The organism is Aeromonas sp. R7-2, from assembly GCF_040908105.1.
Taxonomy (GTDB): Bacteria; Pseudomonadota; Gammaproteobacteria; order Enterobacterales; family Aeromonadaceae; genus Aeromonas; species Aeromonas caviae.
The window spans coordinates 39,108-65,058 of sequence record NZ_JBFODC010000003.1; the positions used below are offsets into that span (position 1 = coordinate 39,108).

20 protein-coding genes are annotated in these 25,951 nt (G+C 62.7%); 11 read left to right on the forward strand and 9 right to left on the reverse strand.

What is annotated here, in order from left to right:
• Positions 1–674 precede the first annotated feature (674 nt).
• Positions 675–851 (forward strand): hypothetical protein, encoded by a 177-nt coding sequence (locus tag AB5Y47_RS00205; protein ID WP_167292772.1) that lies wholly within the window; start codon positions 675–677, stop codon positions 849–851.
• A gap of 742 nt (positions 852–1,593) precedes the next feature.
• Here the strand turns inward: AB5Y47_RS00205 and AB5Y47_RS00210 are convergent.
• From AB5Y47_RS00210 to AB5Y47_RS00235, 6 genes are all read right to left on the reverse strand, one after another.
• A complete protein-coding gene (locus tag AB5Y47_RS00210; protein WP_039039635.1) occupies positions 1,594–3,327 on the reverse strand; it encodes a methyl-accepting chemotaxis protein in 1,734 nt (577 codons plus the stop codon).
• Positions 3,328–3,384: 57 nt separating this feature from the next.
• Positions 3,385–4,395, reverse strand: coding sequence for a galactose/methyl galactoside ABC transporter permease MglC (gene mglC / locus AB5Y47_RS00215; protein ID WP_010676014.1), 1,011 nt, complete (start codon positions 4,393–4,395; stop codon positions 3,385–3,387).
• A gap of 15 nt (positions 4,396–4,410) precedes the next feature.
• The gene (gene mglA, locus AB5Y47_RS00220; protein WP_010676015.1) at positions 4,411–5,931 is read right to left on the reverse strand and encodes a galactose/methyl galactoside ABC transporter ATP-binding protein MglA; all 1,521 of its coding nucleotides are present in this window, start codon (positions 5,929–5,931) and stop codon (positions 4,411–4,413) included.
• Positions 5,932–5,984: 53 nt separating this feature from the next.
• Positions 5,985–6,971: a galactose/glucose ABC transporter substrate-binding protein MglB gene (gene mglB / locus AB5Y47_RS00225; RefSeq protein WP_010676016.1), complete on the reverse strand. Its 987-nt coding sequence runs from the start codon at positions 6,969–6,971 to the stop codon at positions 5,985–5,987.
• Between the two features lie 219 nt (positions 6,972–7,190).
• Positions 7,191–10,265, reverse strand: coding sequence for a beta-galactosidase (locus tag AB5Y47_RS00230; protein ID WP_266109691.1), 3,075 nt, complete (start codon positions 10,263–10,265; stop codon positions 7,191–7,193).
• Between the two features lie 657 nt (positions 10,266–10,922).
• Entirely contained in the window at positions 10,923–11,927 is a 1,005-nt protein-coding gene (locus AB5Y47_RS00235; RefSeq protein WP_010676018.1) for a substrate-binding domain-containing protein, read from the reverse strand.
• Between the two features lie 216 nt (positions 11,928–12,143).
• On the opposite strand from AB5Y47_RS00235, the gene galE reads away from it, so the two are divergent.
• The 6 genes from galE (at position 12,144) to bacA (ending at position 18,776) form a co-directional block, all read left to right on the forward strand.
• On the forward strand, positions 12,144–13,157 hold the full coding sequence (gene galE / locus AB5Y47_RS00240) for a UDP-glucose 4-epimerase GalE (protein ID WP_266109690.1): 1,014 nt from the start codon (positions 12,144–12,146) through the stop codon (positions 13,155–13,157).
• A gap of 106 nt (positions 13,158–13,263) precedes the next feature.
• A complete protein-coding gene (locus tag AB5Y47_RS00245) occupies positions 13,264–14,322 on the forward strand; it encodes a UDP-glucose--hexose-1-phosphate uridylyltransferase (protein ID WP_069784958.1) in 1,059 nt (352 codons plus the stop codon).
• Positions 14,319–15,467, forward strand: a complete 1,149-nt coding sequence (gene galK, locus AB5Y47_RS00250) for a galactokinase (RefSeq protein ID WP_113069160.1) — start codon at positions 14,319–14,321, stop codon at positions 15,465–15,467. Before AB5Y47_RS00245 ends, galK begins: the two co-directional genes overlap by 4 nt.
• 27 nt (positions 15,468–15,494) lie before the next feature.
• Positions 15,495–16,562, forward strand: coding sequence for a galactose-1-epimerase (galM, locus tag AB5Y47_RS00255; RefSeq protein ID WP_368219604.1), 1,068 nt, complete (start codon positions 15,495–15,497; stop codon positions 16,560–16,562).
• Positions 16,563–16,710: 148 nt separating this feature from the next.
• Positions 16,711–17,706, forward strand: coding sequence for an aldo/keto reductase (locus tag AB5Y47_RS00260; RefSeq protein WP_113069165.1), 996 nt, complete (start codon positions 16,711–16,713; stop codon positions 17,704–17,706).
• A gap of 254 nt (positions 17,707–17,960) precedes the next feature.
• Complete coding sequence (gene bacA, locus AB5Y47_RS00265) at positions 17,961–18,776, forward strand: undecaprenyl-diphosphate phosphatase (RefSeq protein ID WP_368219578.1); 816 nt, start codon at positions 17,961–17,963, stop codon at positions 18,774–18,776.
• A gap of 112 nt (positions 18,777–18,888) precedes the next feature.
• On the opposite strand, the gene AB5Y47_RS00270 is transcribed toward bacA, so the two are convergent.
• The 3 genes from AB5Y47_RS00270 to AB5Y47_RS00280 form a co-directional block, all read right to left on the reverse strand.
• Positions 18,889–19,554, reverse strand: coding sequence for a ChrR family anti-sigma-E factor (locus AB5Y47_RS00270; protein WP_053288019.1), 666 nt, complete (start codon positions 19,552–19,554; stop codon positions 18,889–18,891).
• Positions 19,547–20,116: a sigma-70 family RNA polymerase sigma factor gene (locus tag AB5Y47_RS00275; protein ID WP_010676026.1), complete on the reverse strand. Its 570-nt coding sequence runs from the start codon at positions 20,114–20,116 to the stop codon at positions 19,547–19,549. Before AB5Y47_RS00275 ends, AB5Y47_RS00270 begins: the two co-directional genes overlap by 8 nt.
• 124 nt (positions 20,117–20,240) lie before the next feature.
• Positions 20,241–20,807, reverse strand: a complete 567-nt coding sequence (locus AB5Y47_RS00280) for an LON peptidase substrate-binding domain-containing protein (RefSeq protein WP_041211950.1) — start codon at positions 20,805–20,807, stop codon at positions 20,241–20,243.
• Between the two features lie 314 nt (positions 20,808–21,121).
• Here AB5Y47_RS00280 and argS point away from each other — a divergent pair, with 314 nt between their 5' ends.
• The 4 genes from argS (at position 21,122) to hslU (ending at position 25,863) form a co-directional block, all read left to right on the forward strand.
• On the forward strand, positions 21,122–22,867 hold the full coding sequence (gene argS, locus AB5Y47_RS00285) for an arginine--tRNA ligase (RefSeq protein WP_010676028.1): 1,746 nt from the start codon (positions 21,122–21,124) through the stop codon (positions 22,865–22,867).
• Between the two features lie 3 nt (positions 22,868–22,870).
• On the forward strand, positions 22,871–23,719 hold the full coding sequence (locus tag AB5Y47_RS00290; RefSeq protein WP_052815344.1) for an SPOR domain-containing protein: 849 nt from the start codon (positions 22,871–22,873) through the stop codon (positions 23,717–23,719).
• Between the two features lie 186 nt (positions 23,720–23,905).
• A complete protein-coding gene (hslV, locus tag AB5Y47_RS00295) occupies positions 23,906–24,439 on the forward strand; it encodes an ATP-dependent protease subunit HslV (protein WP_005306539.1) in 534 nt (177 codons plus the stop codon).
• A 95-nt stretch (positions 24,440–24,534) separates the two neighbouring features.
• Positions 24,535–25,863: an HslU--HslV peptidase ATPase subunit gene (gene hslU, locus AB5Y47_RS00300; RefSeq protein ID WP_010676031.1), complete on the forward strand. Its 1,329-nt coding sequence runs from the start codon at positions 24,535–24,537 to the stop codon at positions 25,861–25,863.
• Positions 25,864–25,951 lie beyond the last annotated feature (88 nt).

A 25,951-nucleotide genomic window follows, 5' to 3' on the forward strand; every position in this document is an offset into this window, starting at 1 on the left:
GCGGGATATTCTTTATGTAGGGTACTCGGCTTATGTTCTATCCTGCCCTTGCCTTTCGACGCAGAGATTAGGTCTGGCAACTCCACCAAACTTGGACATTGATCACATTCACCCGAGACTGCATAAATTCAGAAGTTAATTTATGATGGAGTTTACATATCTGACATTTCCCTCACCCTCCATCCGGCATAAATACGCAATAAGGCCCCAATATATTCCACAAAGAGCGCAATTTCATTCATCCATGATATCCAGAAATGGATAGCCACCAATAAAAAACATCAAATAAATCATTACATTAAAATCAAAATGCTCATTTTTTGAATAAACTTCACCCAACTTTGAATTTATCCTCGCTTATCATCCCGTTTGCTCTCACATAAATAATCACCTGCTCCTTTATCGCTGAATAATCCATCTCTTGTCCCAGATCATGGCGGCCTGCCCGGGCCAGATGGCGAGCCTCATCGCCAAGCCGTGTGCACTATCTCTTTTATATGGATATGCATTTTGCACGCATCCTGATGGCGGCTTTTTCACCGACCGGAGTGCAACCGGGATTCAAAGTTTTTTCATTAGTTGAATTTTTTCAGTCACCTTGCGCCGATTTCGGGTTCGCCTTAACTCAAAAAGTGATGCTTGTCACATTCGTTCCCGTCACCAAGGAGATAACCATGAAGATCCCGTCGCTGTTTCTGTTCGTCGCCCTGGTCCTGCCCATGACACCTACCTTGGTGCATGCCCAGGGAGCCCCCGCCATGCCGCTGGTGGTCTGTCACGTTGACCAGGCACCCCAGATGCTGGTCCCCGCCTACCTATGCCAATGGCACGGTGGCAGCCAGCATCCCTGACCCTCTCGCCCAAGGGGAGGCGATCTCCTCTTGGGTCATCCCCGCTTTCCCTCCTTTATCTCCTGAATGGGATCCGGACCACGCCACCTGCATCATGCCCGTTGCTCTCCTCCACCCTCATCTGCGATCGACACTGACCGACCTCCCCGGATTCTGAACCGCAGTTAAACGCCTTGTGAGATATTCGCCATCAACTGCGTAAGTAAAGTGCCAACAAAATTCTCGCCATAGTCGGAAGATGCGCGTGAAAAAACAGCATGATAGAACATTAAAGTCATGATTTTAAAAAAGATAACTTCATTATCCTTTCGCGGGAAACCAGTTTGGATAAAACGTTTTTCAGCATGTCATTGTCGCCCTGCGCGAAATCCTTATAGTTACTCCTGCACGGACGCAATGAAGTCGGTCAGGAAGACTGGCTGCCAGGGTTGGGCAAATGGACTCACCACAGGATGTGGTAAAGGACACCTCCCAGGACGGAGAAAGTGCGACGGGAACGGATGACTCGTCAGGCCATGATGGCTAAAGGACACCCCAAAGGATTGGGAAGGGGAAACCTAAAGGAAGAGGTATAGTCAGGGATTGCAGGGAGCAACTTCGTTCAAGGATATGAGCGATAAGACTATCGGGGGCGACGCAAGTCGCCCCCATCTTTTTTGGGTATTTTTCACGTCTGCCCGCTGATGGGTCACCCCGGCCACGGTACTGCTGGCCAGGGTACCCGGGACTCGCCCAGCCGGCGCTATTCCAGCCGGAAGTGCCCCACTATCTCCCGCAGCCTGTCATAGGTGCGCTGCATGGCATTCGAGCTGTCCACGGTGCGCTCGCCATTCCCCTTGAGCTGGGTGATCACCTCGGCGATGGCACTCATGTTGCGATTGATCTCCTCGGCGACGGCACTTTGCTCCTCCGCGGCCGTGGCGATATGGCTGATGAGATCGTTGATCTCCACCACTTCTCCCGCCATCAGATCCAGTGACGCATTCACCTTGCTGGTGTTTTCCGCCGCATCCTGGCAGCTCTGTCGGGTGTTGCCCATGGCGGCCACCACGGTCTGGGTACCCCGTTGCAGCCGGGTCAGCATGGTCTGGATCTCGGCAGTGCTCTTCTGGGTGCGTCCCGCCAGAGAGCGCACTTCGTCCGCCACCACCGCAAACCCCCGCCCCTGCTCACCAGCCCGGGCTGCCTCGATGGCAGCGTTGAGGGCCAGCAAGTTGGTCTGCTCTGCGATGCCACCGATGACCCCGAGAATCGAGCCTATCTGCTGCACATCCTGCTGCATGGCTTCGATGGAGTGTGCCGTGGCCTCCACCTCCGTCACCAGCGCAGTGACGCTGGCCATGGCCTGATCCACCACCTGACGCGACTGGTTGGCCAGTTGCTGGCTCTGGCCGGTTAGCTGGGCAGTATTGGCCGCGCTCTCCGATACCGAAACGGCAGTACGGCTCATCTCGTTGATGGCGGTGACTACCTGTTCGGTCTCCCGCACATGCTCGGCCAGCAGGCCCTGGGCCGACCCCGTCTGCCTCGCCAATGCCGATATCCCTTCATTGAGCTGGCCGCTCGCTTGTCTCACCTCCCCCATCATGCCCTGCAACTGCTCGATGAAACGGTTGATGCCCGCCGAGATCTGGCCGAGATCATCCTTGCTGGTCACCGTGAGCCGGCGGGTCAGATCCCCATTGCCCTGGGAGAGCTCCTGCACCAGGTCGCGCAAGGAGAGGATGGGTCTATAGGCCAGGTTGAGGGCCACCATGGAGAGGGCCAGTACCAGCGCCGCCACCCCGAGCAGGGCCAGGGTGATCTTGCCGTTGAGCGCCTGGGTCATGGCCCGGATATAGTCGAGATCCACATAACCGGTCAGGGTCCACTCGCTGCCGCGAATATCCAGCTTGTTGGGGCGGCTCTCGCTCTCTCCCTGGGGCTTGCTGCTGTAGAGCACCTGTCCCTGACTGTCGGTGAGGGAGAAGTAACGCCCTTCCCCGCTTACCTTGGTCAGCAGCGTCTTGAATTCGCTCATGTCGAGGTAGTAGAGGTAGGCGGAGTCTGCACCGCGCGGCACCAGGATGGAGATGACGGGTTTGCCGTCCAGCTGCTCCAGCGGGCTGACGGTGATCTGGTTGTTGGCGGCGGGGATCAGCTTGCGCAGGGCATCAACCCTGGCCTTGTCGTCGATGACCCCGTTCGCGTCGAATGCCATGTCGCCAATGAGCTTGACGATGTTGTGAAAGCCGGTCTCCTGCAGCGCCTTCTTGACGCTGGTCACCCCGAGGTTGAGGTTGGCGGCCAGCAGCACCTTCTGGTTGATGTCACCCGCCAGCTTCTCCCTGACCAGGGTGATCTGCTCGTTGATGTTCTGGGTGGCCTGGGTGCGGATGTAGCCGCTGATGAAATGGTTGACGCTGAACCAGGCGGTACCGATGGTGACCAGAATGGCGAGCAGCAACAGCACGTTGATTTTGACTTTGAATGCCATGGTATGGGTCCCTCCAAAGAGAAAGGGCCGGGATGACCCGGCCCTCCCTGCCAATGCTTACTTCTTCTTGGCGTACTTCATGGAGTCCAGGGCTACCGCCAGGATGATGATGCCGCCCTTGATGATGAACTGCCAGTAAGGGCTGACACCGATGTAGGTCAAACCATAGTTGATCAGCGTGAAGATAAGTACGCCGGTGATCACACCCGCGACAGTTCCCACACCGCCGGCAAACGAAACCCCCCCCACCACGCAGGCCGCGATGGCATCCAGCTCGTACATGAAGCCGAGGTTGTTGGTGGCACTGCCGATCCGCCCCGCTTCCAGCATGCCGCCGAAGGCGTAGAAGACACCGGCCAGGGCATAGATGACCACCAGGTTGACGGCGACGTTGACGCCGGACACCTTGGCCGCTTCCGGGTTGCCGCCGATGGCGAAGATGTTCTTGCCAAAGCGGGTCTTGTTCCACAGCACCCAGACGAAGACGCTGGCGATGGCCGCATAGAAGGTCAGGTACGAGAGCTTGAACCCGCCAATCCGGATGAAGCCCTGCGCAAAGTTGGAGAAGCGAGGATCAAACCCGGCCACCGGAGAAGCCCCCACGGAGTCGAAATAGAGGGAGTTGATGCCGTAGACGATGATCATGGTGCCCAGGGTGGTGATGAAGGGCGTCACGTTCAGGTAGGCGACGATCAGGCCGTTGACCAGACCAATCAGGGCCCCCACCACGCACACCAGCAGGATCACCGCCGGAATGGGCACCTCCCCCAGGGTGGGGAAGACCTTGTTGACGTTGGTCAGGGCCTGCAGCATGGTGGCCGCGATCAGCGCCGCCAGGCCGACCTGGCGACCGGCCGACAGGTCAGTACCCTGGGTGATGATGATGCCCGCCACCCCGAGGGCAATGATGACCCGTACCGAGGACTGGGTCAGGATGTTGCTGAGGTTGGTGAGGCTGAGGAAGGAAGGCTCCTTGATCACGATGATCATGAGCAACACCAGCAACACCACATAGATGCCGTTCTCTTTGAGCGCCTGCATCAGATTGAAATTTTTAGCCGACTCCATAATGTCTTCCTGTCTTTATAGGTACAGAGATGCCAGGCGCAGGATCTCGCTCTGGTCAGTTTCTTTGGTGTTGACGATCCCCGCGACCCGGCCATTGCTCATGACCATGATGCGGTCCGTGATGCCGAGCAGTTCCGGCATTTCGGAGGAGATGATGACGATGCCCTTGTCCTTCTTCGCCAGCTCCAGGATGAGCTGGTAGATCTCGAACTTGGCGCCGACGTCGATACCCCGGGTCGGTTCATCCAGCATCAGGATCTCGGGCTGGGTCAGCAGCCATCGACCGATGATCACCTTCTGCTGGTTGCCACCGGAGAGGGAGCCGATCTGGGTCTGCTGGGTCGGTGTCTTGACCCGCATGGAGTCGATGACCCACTGGGTATCGCTCTTCATCTTGTTGTCGCTGAGCAGCCCCATGGATCCCTTGTAGTTGTCCATGTTGGCGATCAGGGAGTTGAAGGCGATGTCGAGGCGTGAATAGATCCCGGTAGAGCGGCGCTCCTCGGTCACCAGGGCGAAGCCGTTCTGGATCGCCTCGTGGGCGTTGTGGTTCGCCACCTCTTTGCCGTGCAGCTTGATGGTCCCTTCGCTGCGATCGCGGATGCCGAACAGGGTCTCCACGATGTCGGTGCGCTTGGCCCCCACCAGACCGGCGATGCCGAGGATCTCCCCCTTGTGCAGGTTGAAGGTCACGTCCTTGATGGAAGGCTGGTTCTTGGCCGTCAGGTGCTCGACCTCGAGGATCACCTCTTTGGGCTGGTTGGTTTTTTCCGGGAAGCGCTGGGTGAGCTCGCGGCCGACCATCATGCCGATGATCTGATCCATGGTCATGCCCTTGAGGGGCTGGGTCGCCACCCACTGGCCATCCCGCAATATGGTGATCTCGTCACAGAGCTGGAAGATCTCTTCCATCTTGTGGGAGATGTAGACGATGCCGCACCCCTTCTCCTTGAGCTTGTTGATGATCTTGAAGAGGTGGTTGACCTCTTTCTCGGTCAGGGAGGAGGTGGGTTCGTCCATGATGACGATCTTGGCGTCATAGGAGAATGCCTTGGCAATCTCGATCATCTGCATCTGGGAAACCGACAGGGTGCCGACCTTGACCCTGGGGTCGATGTCGATGTCCAGCTCCTCGAAGATATGCTTGGTGTCCTGATACATCTTGCCGTGGTCGACAAACAGTCCCTTGGTGGGATAGCGGCCGAGCCACATGTTGTCCATCACGGTGCGTTGCAGTACCAGGTTCAGCTCCTGGTGCACCATGGAAACGCCATTCTCCAGCGCCTCTTTGGACGAGGTGAAGTTGATCTCCTGTCCCTTGAAGAAGATCTTGCCCTGATCCTTCTCGTAGATGCCGAACAGGCACTTGAGCAGCGTGGACTTCCCTGCGCCATTCTCGCCCATCAACGCATGCACAGAATGAGGACGGACCCGTAAATTGACATTATCGAGTGCCTTGACGCCAGGAAAGCTCTTACTGACGTCAATCATCTCCAACAGCCATTCTGATTGTTGCCGTGTTGTCATATCAGCCATCACATCTGGTTGAAAAGAGGGCAAGGGGATCTCCCTTGCCCTGAGGGGAGGAATTACTCGAATTGGGACAGGTTGTCTTTGTCTACGCCCACGTAGGCAACGCGGACGACCTTGTTGTCGATCTTCCAGTTGGTGCCTTCACCGGCCGGCTTGCCTTCGGCCAGGTTCTTGGTCAGCTCGAAGGTGGCCTTGGCCTGGTTGGCCGCATCGTTCAGCACGGTACCGGCCATGGCACCGCTCTTGACCATGGCCAGGGCTTCCGGCAGGGCGTCAACACCGAACACCGGGATGGCGGTCTTGCCCTGGGCCTTCAGAGATTCCACGGCGCCCATCGCCATGCCGTCGTTGTTGGCGATGACCACTTCGATCTTGTTGGCGTTCGGACCGGAGATCCAGGCATCCATCTTGTCCTTGGCCATGGCGGTATCCCACATACCGGTATCCATGTGCAGTTGCTCGGTCTTGATGCCGCCATCGTTCAGAGTCTTGACGACGTAGGTGGTGCGGGCTTCCGCATCCGGGTGGCCAGGCTCACCCTTGAGCAGCACGAACTGGATGACGCCATCCTTGTTCAGATCCCACTCGGGGTGCGCTTTCCAGTGCTTGGCGATCAGCTGGCCCTGAATGATTCCGGACTCCTTGGAGTCGGTGCCAACGTAGTAGGCCTTGTCATAGCTGGCCAGGTCGGCCGCGCTCGGTTCCTTGTTGTAGAAGACCACGGGGATCTCGTCCGCACGGGCTTTCTCAATCACGACAGGGGCCGCCGCCGGGTCAACCAGGTTGATGGCCAGGGCCTTCACGCCCTTGGCCAGCAGTACATCGATCTGGTCGTTCTGCTTGGACTGGTCGTTCTGGGAGTCGTTCATCAGCAGTTCCACACCCGGGGTGGCCGCCGCTTCTTTCTCGATGGCCTTGCGCACCACGGCCATGAAGTTGTCGTCGTACTTGTAGACGGTGACCCCGATACGGGTATCGGCCTGGGCTTGGGCTCCCGCCATCAGTCCCATCAGCAAGGTGGCAACTGTCGTGAGTTTTTTCATTGTTATGCTCCGATCTCTATCTGTTTTTTGTAGGGAATGCTGTACACCGTTTGAGCTGGCGCCAGCCTAATGTAATCAGTTTGTTGTGAGGCGGTCTGTGATCCTGGCAACAAAATGAAAACGTTTACACTCTGTTACATAGCCGTAATATTGTTAAAAATTAAATAGTTACGTGAGAAACTGCCTTTGGGTCTCGCCATCTCGCGACGGCGGGTCCGGCTAGCGCAGACGGCAGTGCCACTGATAACGACCCGGCAACAGCCAGAACTCGGGCCGCACGCTCTGGCTCCAGGAGTCGTCGCCTCCCACCCCCATGTGGAAGCCATCGAGGCACAGGTGCGTGCCCCCCAGAGCCACCAGATCGGTCTGGTGACGGGCTTCGGTCAGCTGCTGCTGACTGTAGCGGCTGACACTGAAGTGGAAGCGCCCCTCCACCACCAGATCCCCCAGTTGCAGTGCGCGGGTATCGCAGCGCAGCCCGTTGTCGGTCGGGAAGACATAAGGGGTGTGCAACGCCTCGATGGGCAATTGCCAGCGACCGAGATCGGCGGCGAGCCGGCGATCCGGGTAATTCTCGTGGGGGCCAAGCCCCAGCCAGCTCACCGGGGCACCTTCGGCCGGTTCATCGGCCAGCCAGAGCCGGGCACCGATGCGCGGCAGGGAGGGCATGTCGGCGGCCACCTCCACCTCGATGGCGAGGTGCATGGCGCCCTCCCCGTCAATCCTGTGATGCCAGCGGGTCAGGATCTTCGGCTCGTCACCCACGAAGTAGCCGTGGTGCGCCGTGATGAGACCCTGCTCCGGACTCGGCTCCAGGCCGAGACAGCGGTGCTGCAGATCATTGAGTCCGGCCTCCTGCCAGCGGGCAATCCAGGCGTTGGGATCGGCGTGATCCGCCTCGCTGGTGCCGATATCGTTGTCGAGCGGCGCCCGATAGAAGTGATCGGCGATGGCGTCGCACAGCCGCTCGCGGCCCTGTTTCTGCCAGCTGACGATGCGACCACTGGCCTTGTCGAGCTGCCACAGGGAATCTGCGGCGCCAAGCACCCAGTGATCGCGCTGCTCGGTCAGGCTGACCGCCGGGCAGGCCGACGGCAGCGCCAGGGGCGCGGGCAACAGGCATTGCTGGCGAGCCACCTCGTGACCCGCTCCGGCCCAGGCCGTGGCGGTGGGCTGCACGATGGCGAGATCCAGCCAGGCAAGCGCCCCCGGCGCAAAGGCCGGCAATTGCTCCAGCAGGGTCAGCGTCACGCTCCCCCAGGGGGCCAGCTCGAGCGGGCATTCACCCTGGCTCACCACCACGCCGTCTTCACACAGCCGCCACAGCAGGCGTTCGTTGTCCGTCTCGCGGAACAGGTATTCGCTGCGGATCTCCACCGTCAGCGGCTGGCGACCCTGCAGGGTCAGAACGAAGGGCTGCTGGGCACGCCGGGCTTCAAACAAGGAGGGATGGGGGGTGCGATCGGGGAACAGCAGGCCGTTGCAGCAGAACTGGCGATCGTTGGGAGTGTCGCCGAAGTCGCCACCATAGGCCCAGAAATGGCGGCCATCGTCGGTCTGCTTGTCCAGCCCCTGATCGACCCAATCCCAGACAAACCCACCCTGCAGCCGCGGATGATCGCGAAATGCCTGCCAGTAATGGGCATAGCCCCCCAGGCTGTTGCCCATGGCGTGGGCGTATTCGCACAGGATCAGCGGCCGGGTCTCTTCCGGCAGGCCGATCCACTTGGCCAGTGCCCACTTGGGCACCGCCGGGAAGGGTTGATCCTGATGGGTACGGGCATACATGGGGCAGATGATGTCGGTGGCCGGGGTGTCGGCCCCGCCCCCTTCGTACTGCACCGGGCGGCTGGGGTCCGCCCCCTTCACCCAGCGATACATGGCGTCGTGGGCCGGGCCATAACCGGATTCGTTCCCCAGAGACCAGATGATGATGCTGGGGTGGTTGAAGTCCCGGGCCACCATGCGGGTAACCCGCTCCAGGAAGGCGTTGCTCCAGGCGGGATCCCGCGCCAGCCGCCCCATGGGGGTCATGCCGTGGGTCTCCAGGTTCGCCTCGTCCACCACATAGAGGCCGAGCCGGTCGCACAGGCGATAGAGCTCGGGGTGATTGGGATAGTGGGAGCAGCGCACCGCGTTGAAGTTGTGCCGCTTCATCAGCAGCAGATCCTGCTCCATGTCGGCCGGGGTCACCACGTGACCCGTGGCGGGATGGTGTTCATGGCGATTGGCACCACGAATCAGCAGGGGCTGACCGTTGACCCGCAGCAGGCCGCCACGGATCTCCACCGCCCGAAAGCCCACGTCATGGGCCTCGCTCTCGAGAGCGCTTCCCTGCTCGCCCAGCAGGGTCAGGGTCAGGCGATAGAGGTGCGGGGTCTCGGCGCTCCACTTGTGTGGGGCCGTTACCGTCAGGCACAGCTCGGCGCGATCGTCATACACCCCTTTCTCGTCGATGGCCTGGGTGCCAATCTGCTGGCGCAGGGTCGCCACCCGCTCGTCGCCATCATAGAGGTTGGCCTCCACCGACAGACCGGCTCCGTTGGCCGCCTGCAATTCAACCTTGAGGCGGGCATCCCGGTAGCAGGCGTCGAGCTCGGGCGTCACTCGGATATCCATCAGATGACGGGCCGGTTTGTGCAGCAGGCTGACGGAGCGGAAGATGCCGCTCATGCGCCACATGTCCTGATCTTCCAGATAGGAGCCGTCAGACCAGCGCAGCACCAGGACGGCGAGGCGGTTGGCCCCGGCCTGAAGGAAGGGGGTCAGATCGAATTCCGCCGGCAGCCGGCTGTCCTGGGAGTAACCGACCCAGCGGCCGTTGCAGAAGAGATGAAACGCGCTGTCCACCCCGTCGAAGATGATCCGGGTCTGCCCCTCGGCCAGCCAGTCCGCAGCAACGGTGAACTCGCGGGAGTAGCAACCGGTGGGGTTCTCGGCAGGCACCCGCGGCGGGTCGCAGGGAAAGGGGTACTTGATGTTGGTGTAGATGGGCACATCCGTGACGGGTCGCACCCCCGGATAGGCCGCAGCCAGTTGCCAGTTGCCCGGCACCTTGATGGGGCAGGCATCCGGCAGATCCTCCACCAGCCACTGCTCCGGCACCCGCTCCGGGGCCTCGAACCAGGAGAACTGCCACTCGCCGTCCAGCAGCAGGCGGGAAGGTGACAACCCCCCCATCCTGGCTTCCCCTTCACTGCGCCAACTGGACAAGGGGGTATGGGCTGGCAACCGGTTCACGGCGGTGATCCCCTGGGTCTGCCAATCCTGACGGGCCACTATCTCCCTGAGCATGCTTCACTTCTCCCTGCATTCACGCTGAAAACCACTGCAGTGTAGGAGAGTTTTGCCCGGTGATCGGCGATCCCGCTCACACAGATGTAAACGATTACACTCATTTTGTTAAGTAAAACGGAGTAAAAATCGGATAAATCCGGGTAAATGACCCCATGGGGGAAAAAGCGGACCTTCGGAAGGGCAAAAGATGCCCGGGAGTGTGAAACCGGGAGGCAATGGCCGAGCCAGCGGAGCAAGCCATGGCAAAGACACTACATCGCGCCCCCCTCGCCTCATCAGGTGCTGGAGCGCCCCAACCCGGTTCTGGGCACGCAGCCCGGTCTCTCGAAGGAGTGTGCAGAGGCCACGAGAGCCCCTGCCCGGCGCAGAGAAAAGCCATGGCGGGTGTCTGGCAGGATCTGGCCGGAAGTGAGGCTCGGCAGGCCGGGGGAGAGGAGCTCGTGGCAGACGAGCGGGAAGAGCAGCCGAGTTCAGCAGGCAGGGAGTGTGAGGGGACGGTTATCACTCCTCAGACAGTCCTTTATGGTCTGCGCTAGCCATGCTTTCAGCTATCCGTCTGAGCTACTCATAGTCTGAGCTATGGGGGCGCTTTATGGGCTGCAGTACGGGTTCGCCAGGTGCAGCGCTTGCGCCGACAGGGCGCAAGCGCTGCGATCAGGACCTGACGGGAGCGACCGAATGGCGGTTGATCAGGGTGGGGGTATAGATGCGGCTCTGCACCGATTCGCTCTCCCCTGCGGCGAGTTGCAGCGCCAGCTTGGCCGCCTGGGCCGCCATCAGCTCGATGGGATAGCGCATGGTGGAGAGCTTGGGTCTCAGGTATCTGGCGTAGATGATGTCATCGAAGCCCACCACAGACACCTCTTCCGGCACCTTGAGGCCGTTGTCCGCCAGCACAGAGATGGCCCCTGCCGCCATGGCGTCGTTGTAGGCCACCACCGCCGTGATGGGCAACCCCTTGGCCAGCAGGTTGAGCATGGCGCGCTCGCCCCCCTCTTCATTGGGCATGCCGCTCTCCACCAGCTCGGGATCGGCGAAGACCTCCGCCTCCGCCAGGGCATCCTGATAGCCCTGGTGGCGCAACAGCGCATCCTCGATGGCGTGATCCGAGCTCAGGAAGGCGATATGGCGGTGGCCGAGATCCAGCAGATGACGGGTGGCGGTCGCCGCACCCTGGCGGTTGTTGAGAGCGATGCAGCGCCCCCTCAGACTCGGAATGTCGCGGTTGATCAGCACCATGCCGGGGGCGCGCAGGGCGTAGTCGACCAGCTCCTCGTCGCCGAGCGCCTTGCTGTGCACCACCAGTGCCTCGCAGCGTTTGCCGATGAGCAACTCGATGGCCTCCCGCTCCTGCTGGGCGCGGTGAAAACCATTACCCATCAACAGGTGCAAGCCCTGCTCCACTGCCACCGCAGCGACCCCTTTGACCAGGGCGCCGAAGAAAGGATCCGCCACGTCGCCCACCACCACTCCCATGGTGTCACAGGTCTGGCTGACCAGGGCCCGCGCGTTGGCGTTGGGGGTATAGCCCAGCTCGGCCATGGCCTTCAGCACCACCTCGCGGGAGGCGGCACTGGCCTTGGGTGAGTTGTTCATCACCCGTGAAACCGTTGCCACTGACACATTGGCCAAACGGGCGACATCCTTGATGGTGCTCATGCTGTTTTCACTTATTTCACGCTGCAACTGGCCGCATTATACCGTTCAATGTCACTGATAACAGGGGGAAAAATCAGAACTTGCCACATTGGTCGATGAAAACAAGTGTAATCGTTTACACATATTTGTTAAGCAGCTCACAGTTTGCCCGTCAGCCCCTCGGCTAGACTCCTGCTCAGGCTTTCCTGATGCGAGGAGTTGAGGGTGGAACAACGGATGAAAGTACTGGTCACCGGCGGTTGCGGCTACATCGGCAGCCACACCTGTCTGGCCTTGCAGGCCGCAGGCATGGAGCCCGTGGTGGTAGACAACCTCTGCAACAGCAAGGCGGGCGTCCTGACCCGTGTCGCCGCCATCAGCGGGCGCGAGCCCCGCTTCTACGAAGGGGACATCCGTGACCCGGCCCTGCTGGATCGCATCTTCAGCGAGCAGCACATCGACGCCGTGATCCACTTCGCCGCCCTCAAGGCGGTCGGCGAGTCGACCCGCATCCCGCTGGACTACTACGAGAACAACCTGAGCGGCACCCTGGTATTGCTGCAGGCGATGAAACGGGCCGGGGTACGCAATCTGGTGTTCAGCTCGTCGGCCACCGTCTACGGCGATCCCGCCAGCACCCCGATCCGGGAAGATTTCCCCCGCAGCGCCACCAACCCCTACGGCCGATCCAAGCTGATCATCGAGGAGATCCTCGAGGATCTGCAGCGGGCCGAGCCCCACTGGAGCATGACCCTGCTGCGCTATTTCAACCCCGTCGGCGCCCACGAGTCCGGCACCCTGGGAGAGGATCCCCAGGGCATCCCCAACAATCTGATGCCGTTTTTGACCCAGGTCGCCATCGGCCGGCGCGACTGCCTCTCGGTCTTTGGTAACGATTACCCAACCATCGACGGCACCGGGGTGCGCGACTACATCCATGTGATGGATCTCGCCGAAGGGCACGTCAAGGCTCTGGAACACTGCGCCGGACGGGGCGGTGTCCACGCCTACAACCTGGGCACGGGCCAGGGCCAGAGCGTGTTGCAGATGGTCGCGGCGTTCGAGGCCGCCTGCGGTCGGCCCCTTCCCTACCGGATCGAGCCACGGCGCCCCGGCGACATCGCCGAGTGCTGGGCCGATCCCGCCAAGGCCGAACGCGAGCTGGGCTGGCGTGCCCGGCGGGATCTGGCCGCCATGTGCGCCGACAGCTGGCGCTGGCAATCCGCCAACCCCCAGGGGTATGAGGCGTGATATCCGTTTTGCTCCCTTCTCCCGTCGCGGGAGAGGGGCCACAGATGAGCGGCGCACCCGCCCTCATCACTGCCCGCAATTCCTTTATTGAGCTTGAGGAGTGATGATGTTCAACCCGGTTGATCACCCCCACCGTCGTTTCAACCCGCTGACCGGCCAATACGTGCTGGTCTCCCCTCACAGGGCCAAGCGCCCCTGGCAAGGCCAGGTCGAGAAGGTGAGCCTGGCGCCGAGCCAGGCCCATGATCCCGACTGCTTCCTCTGCGCGGGCAACACCCGGGTGACCGGCGATATCAACCCCGACTATCAGGGCACCTTCGTCTTTACCAACGACTTCGCCGCCCTGATGCAGGACACCCCGGCCGCTGACGCGGCGCCGGATCCCCTGCTGAAGCTGGAAGCCGCCCGGGGCACCAGCCGGGTCATCTGCTTCTCGCCGGATCACGGCAAGACCCTGCCCGAGCTGCCCCTGCCCGCCATCGAAGGGGTGATCACCACCTGGATGGACCAGGTGGCCGAGCTCTCTGACCAGTGGGAATGGGTCCAAGTCTTTGAAAACAAGGGCGCCGTCATGGGCTGCTCCAACCCGCACCCTCACGGCCAGCTCTGGGGCAGCGACTTCCTGCCCAACGAGATTGCCCGGGAAGAGGCGCACCAGCGCGCCTGGCTGGCCGAACACGGCCGTCCCCTGCTGCTGGACTATGTGGAGCGGGAGCTGGCGGATCGCTCCCGCATCGTGGTGGAGACCGCCCACTGGCTGGCGGTGGTGCCCTTCTGGGCGGCCTGGCCGTTCGAGACCCTGCTGCTGCCCAAGGCCCATGTCCCCTCCATGCTGGATCTCACCCGGGAACAGCAACAGGACCTGGCCATCGCGCTCAAGGAGCTCACCAGCCGCTACGACAACCTGTTCCAGTGCAGCTTCCCCTACTCCATGGGCTGGCACTTCGCCCCGCCCCGTTCCGACTGCCCCGAGGCGTGGCAACTGCACGCCCACTTCTATCCGCCCCTGCTGCGCTCCGCCACGGTGCGCAAATTCATGGTGGGCTTCGAGATGCTGGCCGAGACCCAGCGCGATCTCACCCCGGAACAGGCGGCCGAACGGCTGCGCGCCCTCAGTCCCATCCACTACAACGACCAGAACCAGGCCAACGAGGAGGCCCTATGACCCCGAGCCAGCGCGTCAGCGCCGTGTTTGCCGAGCAGTTTGAGCAACAACCCGACCTGCTGGTACGGGCTCCAGGTCGCGTCAACCTCATCGGCGAGCACACCGACTACAACGACGGCTTCGTGCTGCCCTGCGCCATCGACTACGAGACCTGCGTCGCCATCGGCCTGCGCGGAGACAACCTGGTCGAAGTGATCGCCGCCGACTACGACAACCAGCGCGACCGGTTCAGTCTCGATCAACCCATCGAGCACCACCCCAGCCAGCGCTGGAGCGACTATATCCGCGGCGTGGTGAAACACCTGCAGGCACGGGGCCACGCCCTGCGCGGCCTCAATCTGGTGGTCTCCGGCAACGTGCCCCAGGGGACGGGTCTCTCCTCCTCCGCTTCCCTGGAGGTGGCCATCGGCCAGGCCTTCAAGGAGGCCCAGGGGCTGGCCATCAGCCAGGCGGAAATCGCCCTCAACGGCCAGCAGGCGGAGAACCAGTTCGTCGGCTGCAACTGCGGCATCATGGATCAGATGATCTCCGCGAGCGGCAAGCAGGATCACGCCCTGCTGCTCGATTGCCGCTCCCTGGAGACCCGGCTCATCCCCATGCCCACCGATCTGGCGGTGCTCATCGTCAACTCCAACGTGCGCCGCGGCCTGGTGGACAGCGAATACAACACCCGTCGCCAGCAGTGCGAAACCGCCGCCCGTCACTACGGGGTCAAGGCCCTGCGCGACCTGGATCTGGCGACGCTGGAAGCGGGCAAGGCCGGTCTGGACGAGGCCTGCTATCGCCGTGCCCGCCACGTGGTCGGCGAGAACGCCCGCACTCTGGCGGCGGCCGATGCGCTGGCACAGGGCGATCTGGTGCGCCTCGGCGAGCTGATGGGCCAGTCCCACGCCGCCATGCGCGATGACTTCGAGATCACCGTGCCCCCCATCGACGGCCTGGTGGAGATCATCAAGGCCCGGATCGACAGCGAAGGCGGTGTGCGCATGACCGGCGGCGGTTTTGGCGGCTGCGTGGTCGCCCTGCTGCGCCCCGAGAAGGTGGCCGAGGTGATCGCCGTGGTGGAGGCGGAATACCCGGCCCGTTTCGGCCTCAAGGCGGACTGCTACGTCTGCCGTGCCAGCGCAGGGGCCGGCAGACTGTAACGCACGCCTGACAACGGGTGACGCCCCCTGCCCGGCACTCGCGACGCCGGCAGGGGGCGACGGGATCACGACGGGGAACCGCAAACCATGATGAGATTCGAGCTGGAAAACGAGGAGGGACTGCGGCTGCGCGGTCTCACATACGGGGCCACCCTCACCTCCCTCACCCTGCCGGTGGCGGGAGAGCGGCGGGAGGTGCTGCTGGGCTGCGCCGACGAGGCCTACCTCACCCAGCAGGTATGGCTGGGGGCCGTGGCGGGGCGCTTTGCCAACCGCATCGGCGGCGCCCGCCTTGAGCGGGAAGGCCAGTGCTGGACGCTGGACGCCAACCAGGGGGCCAACTGCCTGCACGGCGGGCGCGACGGGTTCCATCGCCGCACCTGGCAGATCAAGGAGCAGGAGGCGGACAGGGTCAAGCTGGCGCTCCTCTCCCGGGCGGGGGATCAGGGCTTTCCCGGCAATCTGAGGGTGAGCCTGGAGTATCGGCTGGAGCAGTGCGATCTGGTGGTCGACTTCTGCGCCAGCACGGACGCCCCCAGTCCGGTCAGCCTCACCAGCCACGCCTACTTCAACCTGGATGGCGGTGGCGACATCCGCCACCACACCATCAGCCTCGACGCCGACCGCTACCTGCCCACGGATGACCAGAGCCTGCCGCTGGCCATCGCCCCGGTGGAAGGCCCCTTCGATCTGCGCGCCCCCCGCCCCATCGACCAGGCGTGGCTGGACCACCCCCAGCAGCAGTTGGCCAAGGGATACGATCACGCATTTCTGCTCAACAATAGCGATTTTGAGCCTGCTGATGAGCCGTTTGGTGGGTCCCACCAGCCATGGGCCGCCCGGGTGATCTCGGGGGATGGCAAGCTGACCATGGCGGTCTACACCAACCAGCCCTCCCTGCAGTTCTACAGCGGCAACTGGCTGACCGGCACACCGGATCGTCAGGGCCGACCCTACCGGGATTACGACGGCTTCTGCCTGGAAGCCCAGCAATTGCCCGACAGCCCGAACCGGCCCGCCTTCGGCGATCCCTGGTTGCTACCGGGGCAGCGTTATCGCCACCAGACCCGTTATCGCTTTATTCCTGCCCCCTGACAGCCCTGCTCGGGCAGACGAAGGGGCCCGGGCGCGCCGCCACGTCATGGCGGCCCCGGCCCCGATGGCACCACCGAATCAGCCGGGGTGATGCCCGCCGCAGGGCCCGTCGCTCCTCATTGCACATCAGCCAAGGAACCGCACCGTGATGGATGACAACTACCTCGCCGCCCCCGACCGCTACCAGCGCCAGCCCTACCGACCGGCGGGCCGCCACGGCCTGCGCCTGCCCGGCATCGGTCTGGGCCTTTGGCACAACTTCGGCGCCGGGAGCGATCCCGCCACCGCGAAGGCCATGGTGCATCAGGCGTTCGATCTGGGGATCACCCACTTCGATCTCGCCAACAACTACGGGCCGCCGCCGGGATCTGCCGAACTGACCTTCGGCACGCTGCTCAAGAGGAGCCTGGCTCCCTATCGGGACGAGCTCATCATCGCCAGCAAGGCGGGCTACGTGATGTGGGACGGCCCCTACGGCGATGGCGGCAGCGCCAAGTACCTCTTCGCCAGCCTGCACCAGAGCCTGCGCCGTCTGGGCCTCGACTACGTGGACATCTTCTATCACCACAGGCCGGATCCCCGCACCCCGCTCGAGGAGACCTGCCAGGCCCTGGCCCTGATGGTGCGCCAGGGCAAGGCGCTCTACATCGGCCTCTCCAACTACCCGGCCCCGCTCGCGGCCAAGGCTGCCACCCGGCTGGCGGAGCTCGGCACCCCCTGCCTGGTCAACCAGCTCAAATACTCCCTGTTCCAGCGCGATGTTGAGCCCGACACCCTGCCGGCCTGCCGGGAGCACGGCATGGGGGTGGTCGCCTTCTCGCCCCTGGCGGGGGGGCTGCTGAGCGATCGCTACCTGGCGGGCATTCCCGCGGATTCTCGTGCCGCCAGTGCCAGCCCCTTCCTCACGGCGGACCAGATCACCGAGGAGAAGCTCGCCACCGTCCGCGCCCTGCATGCACTGGCCCTGCAACGGGGTCAGTCCCTGTCGCAACTCGCACTGCAATGGGTACTGCGCGACCCCGTGGTGAGCTGCGCCCTGATCGGCGCCAGCCATCCCCAACAGATAACGAGCGCCGTCGACGCCCTGGGACAGCCCCCCCTGGACGATGATCTTCAACAGAAAATCCTGTCCATACTGGCCTGACAGCACAAAGAGATCATAAAACAGAGGTCAACAGGCGTGACTGACCTGTCAGAACGTGACGGGGCAGTCATGGCTTCTGACAGCATGCGGCAAGCCGCGCCCTGCATGGTCCGCCAACGCCCTTTCCCGGCCGGAACAGGGCGCTGAAATCCCAAATATTCACTGGTTGCCCGCGCGATTTTCCGCCATCATTGGCCGCCCCGACCCGTTCGGGGTTGATTTTATCCAGACCCCATAACCAAGAGATCTGCACCATGACCGAATCCTACGCCCTGTTCGTCGCCTTTGTGCTGGGCATAGTGGAAGGCCTGACCGAGTTCCTCCCCGTCTCCTCCACCGGCCACATGATCATCGTCGGCCACCTCCTCGGGTTTGAAGGACCCAAGGCCGCCACCTTCGAGGTGGTAATCCAGCTCGGCTCCATCCTGGCAGTGGTCGTCATGTTCTGGCACCGCCTGTTCGGACTCATCGGCATTCACTTCGGTCAGAAACCGACCCCGGGCCACGCGACCCTCTCCCTGGTGCACGTCATCCTCGGCATGCTGCCTGCCGTGGTCGTCGGGCTGGCTATCCACAGCTGGATCAAGGCCAATCTGTTCGGGCCGGAAACCGTGATGTATGCCCTGGTGGCCGGTGGCATCCTGCTCATCATCGCCGAAAAGTTCCGCCCCGCCGTGACCGCGGAGACCCTGGACGACATCAGCTACAAGCAGGCCTTCGGCATCGGCCTGTTCCAGTGCCTGGCACTCTGGCCCGGTTTCTCCCGCTCCGGCGCCACCATCAGCGGCGGCATGCTGATGGGCATCAGCCGCCACGCGGCAGCGGAATTCTCCTTCATCATGGCGGTACCCATGATGATCGCGGCCAGCGGCCTGGATCTCTACAAGAGCCGCGACTTCCTCTCCATGGCGGACTTCCCCATGTTTGCGGTGGGCTTCGTCACCGCCTTCGTGGTGGCCATGGTCGCCATCAAGACCTTCCTGGCGCTGATCCGTCGTCTCGACTTCATCCCGTTCGCCATCTACCGCTTCCTGCTGGCCTTCGTCGTCTACCTGGTCTTCGTGGCCTGATGGGCTTCGCCGCCAAGCAACACAAAAGGGACCCGAGGGTCCCTTTTTTCATGCCGTGATACCGCCTCAGTCGCGCGGCAGCCCGCTATCGCCGAGCAGCCGTGAGCCCAACTCAATAGAGGTGCTGGCTGATGCCGTTGAGCAGCCGTGACAGCCCCTTGGTGAACTGCACGGGGGCATCCTGCACCGTGTAGCAGAGGCAGCCGTCCGGGGTGTGGGGGCTGTGGGCGTGGCTGGCGTCGCGCCAGATGAAATCCCCCGCCTGATAGCGGGTGTCGCCATCCTCGATGGTGCCCGCCAGCAGCAGGGTCAGCTCATATCCCTTGTGGGTGTGCTCGGGGATCCGCCCCCCCGCCTCGATGTGGAGCAGGTTGGCCCGCGCCCCCATCTCGTCCAGCGGCAGGCTGACCTGACGGATGGCCCCGAGATGACGCCACCTGGGGGCATGATGCCGTGCCAATGCCCGCGGCAGCCGGTAACTGTGACCCGCCACCCTGAGCTCTGGCCTCGGGCTCTCGGCAAGGGCGAGCGCCGCCTCCGTCGCCACCGGCTGTTGCAGTATGCCCGCCAGCATGGCATCGAATCCGGCGGGCAGCGCCTCGTCCGGCGCGTCAGGGGCGAGATGCTGGCACGCCAGCGCCTCTTCAAATTCCTTCACCCGGGCGGCGCACTCGGGGCAGAACTCGCAATGGGCGGAGACACCGACGGCCAGCGGCAGAGGCAGCTCGTCGGCAGCGAAGGCGCGCAGCATGGGTTCAGTCGGATGGGTCTTAATCATGGCCTTGCTCCACTTGTTCCTTCAGTTTCTGTAGTGCCAGCCGCAGCCGGGACTTGATGGTGCCAAGGGGCACGCCGAGCCGGTCGGCCAGCTCCTGCTGGGAGAGCTCCTGCAGGTAGATGCCGCGCACCACCTGCTGCTGCGGCTCCGGCAGCGTGGCGACATAGTGGGCCATCTGGCGGGTCAGCACCGCGTCTTCACCGCCGCTCAGGTGCTCCTCTTCGGCCCGGAATTCCAGCAGCGGCCAGATCTCCTCGGCGCAGAGCTCCTCCTTGCTGGCGCGGCGGCGGCGCAGCATGTCAAAGCTCTGGTTGCGCATCACAGTGTAGATCCAGGTGGTGGCGGCGCCCTTGTCGGGGTGATAGAGCCGTGCCTTCTGCCAGACCAGCAGCATGGTCTCCTGCACCAGTTCCATGGCGTTGGCCTCGCTGCCGAGGTGACGCAGCCCGTAGCTGCGGATGCGCGGCGCGAAGTGGTGGAACAGGGTGGCAAAGGCAGCCTTGTCGGCCCGCTCGGCCACCCGGACCAGCAAAGATGTGAGGTCGCCGTCTGGGTTGTCCATGGGGGGCGATGTCCTGCGTGGAGCCGATTGTGGTTGGCCAGTATATGCCATTGCGCCATCCCTCGCGTGTGGTGTTCACCCCCAATACGGTGAGCGAGGAAAAAGGATCACCGGGAAGGGGAATTCAATGGCTCGCGACCAGCAGACCGCTCAGCAGGGAGAGGGTGGGCTGGTTGTCCTTGGCCGCCACCAGCCACTGTTTTTGCTCCACCGGGATGGGCAGCACCTCCAGCCAGCGCTGGGCGACCCAGCTCGCATCCTCCCAGTCCGGCTCCGGATAGAGTGCCGCGTACTCCGGATAGTCGTTGAACACATCCTGCAACGCCTTGGCCAGGGAGTGCTGATCCGCCTGGAGCCTGCCGCTCTGCCAGGGGGGCAGGGGATCCACCTCGCCGACCCGCAGACCGTCCTCTTCCTGCCAGAGATCCGTGATACGCACCCGCTCCACCCCGAGCACCGTGATGCCGAGCAAACCATCGGGCAGCAGATCGAAATCGATGATGCGCACCCGGGTGGCGATGGGGTACATGTTGCGCAGCGCGTCGGGCTGGCGGGGGTCCAGCATGCAGAGCGCGAACTCCCGCTCCCGGGACTCGGCGATCATGCGCTGGTATCTGGGCTCGAAGATGCGCAGCGGCATGATGCCGCCCGGCAGCAGGTGAGCGGAGAGTGGAAACAGTACCAGTGTCATGGGAATCATCCTCCAACGGCGTCCTCAAAGGATACGACCGCCACGGGAAGCGGGATCATTCAGATCGAATCGGTATAAATAACCCTGTCATAATCAGGGGAAAATAGCCTGGACAAGCCGTTTCGTTATGCAGTAGAAATGGATAACCACCACTTATCCAAATCAATATCCTGCAATGTGGTGGAAAACGCAGTGAAATATCCGCCACACCTACGGGTGCGGGCCGTTCCTATAGTTTTCTCGGCCCGATGCGGGTAAAATTCACGCCCTTATCCAGTCAGTCACTTTTCGACGCGCAACCTCGGTGGTCAGTTATGAAAGAGCATATTCATCATCTACTTGAACAAACGGTAGCCAATCTCAAGTCCGCAGGCGTCCTGCCCGCCGACCTGGAAGCCCGGGTGCAAGTAGACCGATGCAAGGAGAAGGCTCACGGCGACCTGGCCACCAACCTGGCCATGCTGCTGGCCAAACCGGCCCGCAAGAATCCCCGCGAGCTGGCCGCTGCCATCATCGAGCACCTGCCTGCCTCCGATCTGATCGCCAAGGTCGAGATCGCCGGCCCCGGCTTCATCAACTTCTTCTTCGACCCGAGCTGGCTGGCCGGTCAGGTGGAAGCCATGGTGACCTCCGACAACGCCAACGTGAAGCTGCCGGCGCCGCAGACCGTGGTGGTGGACTACTCCGCCCCCAACGTGGCCAAGGAGATGGCGGTGCACCACATCCGCTCCACCGTGCTCGGTGACGTGGCCGCCCGCGCCCTCGAATTCCTGGGCCACAAGGTGGTGCGTGCCAACCACATCGGCGACTGGGGCACCCAGTTCGGCATGTTGATCGCCTATCTGGAGAAGATGGCCAACGAGCACGCCTCCGACATGGAGCTCAAGGACCTGGAAGCCTTCTACACCCAGGCCAAGCGTCACTATGACGAAGACGAAGCCTTCGCCGAGCGCGCCCGCAACTACGTGGTGAAACTGCAAGGTGGCGATGAGTACTGCCGCACCATGTGGAAGAAGCTGGTCGACATGACCATGGAGCAGAACCAGCGCAACTACGACCGTCTGAACATCTCCCTGTCCAACAAGGACATCATGGGCGAGTCCATGTACAACGACATGCTGCCGCAGATCGTTGCCGACCTGAAAGCCAAGGGGCTGGCGGTCGAGAGCGAAGGGGCCACCGTGGTCTTCCTGGACGAGTTCAAGAACAAGGATGGCGAGCCCATGGGCGTCATCATCCAGAAGAGCGACGGCGGTTTCCTCTACACCACCACCGACATCGCCTGCGCCAAATACCGTTACGAGAACCTGGGCGCCGACCGGGTCATGTACTTCATCGACTCCCGTCAGCACCAGCACCTGATGCAGGCCTGGACCATCACCCGCAAGGCGGGCTATGTGCCGGAGTCCGTGCCCCTCGAGCACCACGCCTTCGGCATGATGCTGGGCAAGGACGGCCGTCCCTACAAGACCCGCTCCGGCGGCACCGTCAAGCTGGTCGACCTGCTGAACGAAGCGGAAGAGCGCGCCAGCGCCCTGCTGGAGAGCCGCAACAGCGACCTCTCTGCCGAAGAGAAGGCCCAGGTGGTGCACGCCATCGCCATGGGTGCGGTCAAGTATGCGGATCTCTCCAAGAACCGCACCACCGACTACATCTTCGACTGGGATCTGATGCTGTCGTTTGAAGGCAACACCGCCCCCTACCTGCAATACGCCTACACCCGTATCCAGTCCATCTTCCGCAAGGCCGGCGTCGATGCCGACACCCTGAGCGGCAAGGTGGTCCTGAGCGAAGACGCCGAAGAGACCCTGGCCCAGAAGCTGATCCAGTTCTCCGACGCGGTCAACGGCGTGGCGGACAAGGGGATGCCGCACCTGCTCTGTACCTATCTGTACGAGCTCTCCGGCAACTTCATGACCTTCTACGAAGCCTGCCCGATCAACAAGGACGGCGTGGACGAGGCGACCCGCCAGAGCCGTCTGCTGCTGTGCGCCGCCACCGCCAAGGTGCTCAAGCTGGGCCTGGGCGTGCTGGGCATCCACACCCTGGAGCGCATGTAATAGATGGCGACCCGGGATTACGTCGGCAACAGCCCGAGACGACGGGCGGGTGGCCGTAACATCAAGAAAGCGGCCCCTCGCCGCTTTCCTGTTATCCCGGCACTGCTGGCCGGGGCCCTGGTCGTCGGTTTCGGCGCCTTCCTCTACCTCATCAACGGCAAGGGCGCCGATGCCCCCACCATCGAAGAGCAGGTGAAGGCCAACAAACCCAAGGCACAGGGCAATACCCTGCCCCAGGAGAAGTGGAGCTACATCGAGCGGCTGGAGAACAAGCAGGTGGACATCATAGAGCCGCCGCCCCAGCCGGGCGTGCTGCCGCCCCCGCCCGCCGAGACCATGACCCTGCAACCGGAGGCACTGCCCAAGCCGGTCGCGACCGACATTCCCCAGCCGGGAACCCCCATCGGTCAGGTGAAGCCCTATCAGCCGCAACCGGTGCAACCGGCCAAGCCGGCCACCGGTGCCCCGGTCGCCAGCGCCCGGGAGCAGGTGATCGACCAGAAGGCCGAGCGTGAGCGGATGGAGCGGGAGATCCGCGCCGAACTGGAGCGGGAGCGTGCCGAGGCCGCCAGGGCCAAGGCGGCGACCCAGACTGCACAGACCGCAGCCGCCGACGGCGGTCGCTACATGATGCAGTGTGCCGCCCTGCGCTCCCAGGATTCCGCGGAATCCCTCAAGGCGCGCATCGCCTTCACCGCCGGGCTCTCCTCCAGTCTGCAGGTGGTGAACGGGGCCGGTGGCGCCGTCTACAAGGTGATGGTGGGCCCCTTCAACGGCAAGGCGGCGGCCGATGCGGCCAACCGCAAGCTGCAGGGCTCGGGCATCAGCGGCTGCATCCCCAAGAAGGGGTGATCGCCGCGTCCATGCACAGGGCCGGGTGGCAACACCCGGCCCTGTTTCTTTTGGCGCCATCCCGCGCCCACCCGATCCCTCCCCCGCGATCCGTGCTCGGCACAGGCTTGAAAAGCCGTTTTGCCATCCCCATCTTTTCCTCCATGCACAGTCAGGCCGTCATTCGGCTCAAGCGAGGTAAGTAAAGTGACTACCATAGTTTCAGTTCGCCGCAACGGTCAGGTCGTCATCGGTGGCGATGGCCAGGTTTCTCTTGGCAACACCGTCATGAAGGGCAACGCCCGCAAGGTTCATCGCCTCTACAACGGCAAGGTACTGGCTGGTTTCGCCGGCGGCACCGCCGACGCCTTCACCCTGCTCGAGCGCTTCGAAGCCAAACTGCAGGCCCATCAGGGCAACCTGGAGCGCGCCGCCGTGGCGCTGGCCAAGGACTGGCGCACCGATCGCGCCCTGCGCCGCCTCGAAGCCCTGCTGGCCGTCGCCGACGAGCACAAATCCTTCATCATCACCGGCAACGGTGACGTGGTGCAGCCGGAGCACGATCTCATCGCCATCGGCAGCGGCGGCAACTTTGCCCAGTCCGCCGCCATCGCCCTGCTGGAGAACACCGAGCTCGACGCCAAGAGCATTGTCGAGAAGTCCCTCAAGATTGCGGGCGACATCTGTGTGTTCACCAACGGCAACCACACCATCGAAGTGCTGGATTATTCAGCTAAATAAGTCGGCGAAATAGGGCCGCCAAATAAGGCCGCCTTGCCAGACGCCCCATTTTCCAAGGGGTGGGCCCTGCCCGCCCCGGATACAGGAACGCCATCATGTCCGAGATGACCCCGAGAGAAATCGTCCACGAGCTGGACAGACACATCATTGGTCAGGCCGACGCCAAGCGCGCGGTCGCCGTCGCCCTGCGCAACCGCTGGCGCCGGATGCAGCTCTCCGAGGAGATGCGCCACGAGGTGACCCCGAAGAACATCCTGATGATCGGCCCGACCGGCGTCGGCAAGACCGAGATCGCCCGTCGCCTGGCCAAGCTGGCCAACGCCCCCTTCATCAAGGTGGAAGCGACCAAGTTCACCGAAGTGGGCTATGTGGGCAAGGAAGTGGACAGCATCATCCGCGATCTGACCGATGTCGCCATCAAGCTGGTGCGCGAGACCGAGATGGAGAAGATGAAATACCGCGCCGAGGAAGCCGCCGAAGAGCGCATCCTCGACGCCCTGCTGCCCAACCCGCGCAACAGCTGGGGTGAGGAAGAGAAAGCCGACAACTCCAACACCCGCCAGATTTTCCGCAAGAAACTGCGGGAAGGTCAGCTGGATGACAAGGAGATCGAGCTGGATCTGGCCGCCTCCCCCATGGGTGTCGAAATCATGACCCCGCCGGGCATGGAAGAGATGGCCAACCAGCTGCAGGGACTGTTCCAGAACCTGGGCCAGAACCAGAAGAAGAAGCGCAAGATCAAGGTCAAGGAGGCCATGAAGGCGCTGATCGAAGAGGAAGCGGCCCGCCTGGTCAACCCGGAAGAGCTGAAGCAGAAGGCCATCGCCTCCGTCGAGAACAATGGCATCGTCTTCCTCGACGAGATCGACAAGATCTGCAAGCGCGGCGAGAGCTCGGGCCCGGACGTTTCCCGTGAAGGGGTGCAGCGCGACCTGCTGCCGCTGGTCGAGGGCTGCACCGTCAACACCAAGCACGGCATGGTCAAGACCGATCACATCCTGTTTGTCGCCTCCGGCGCCTTCCAGATCGCCAAGCCGTCCGACCTCATCCCCGAGCTGCAGGGCCGCCTGCCGATCCGGGTCGAGCTGACCGCCCTGACCACCGAAGACTTCGAGCGCATCCTGACCGAGCCGAACGCCTCCCTGACCGATCAGTACAAGGCGCTGATGGCCACCGAAGGGGTCAACATCGAGTTCACCCAGGATGGCATCCGCCGTCTGGCCGAAGCGGCCTGGCAGGTCAACGAGCGCACCGAGAACATCGGCGCCCGCCGTCTGCACACCGTGATGGAGCGCCTGATGGAAGACATCTCCTACGACGCCTCCGAGAAATCCGGCGAGACCTTCGTCATCAACACCGACTACGTCAACGCCCACCTCGGCAAGCTGATTGAAGACGAGGATCTGAGCCGCTTCATTCTGTAACAGGTTGATCGATAACGAGGAGCTGAGCGGTTTACTATCCTGCTCAATCCCATAGCAAGACGCCTCCCCTGTGGAGGCGTCTTCGTTT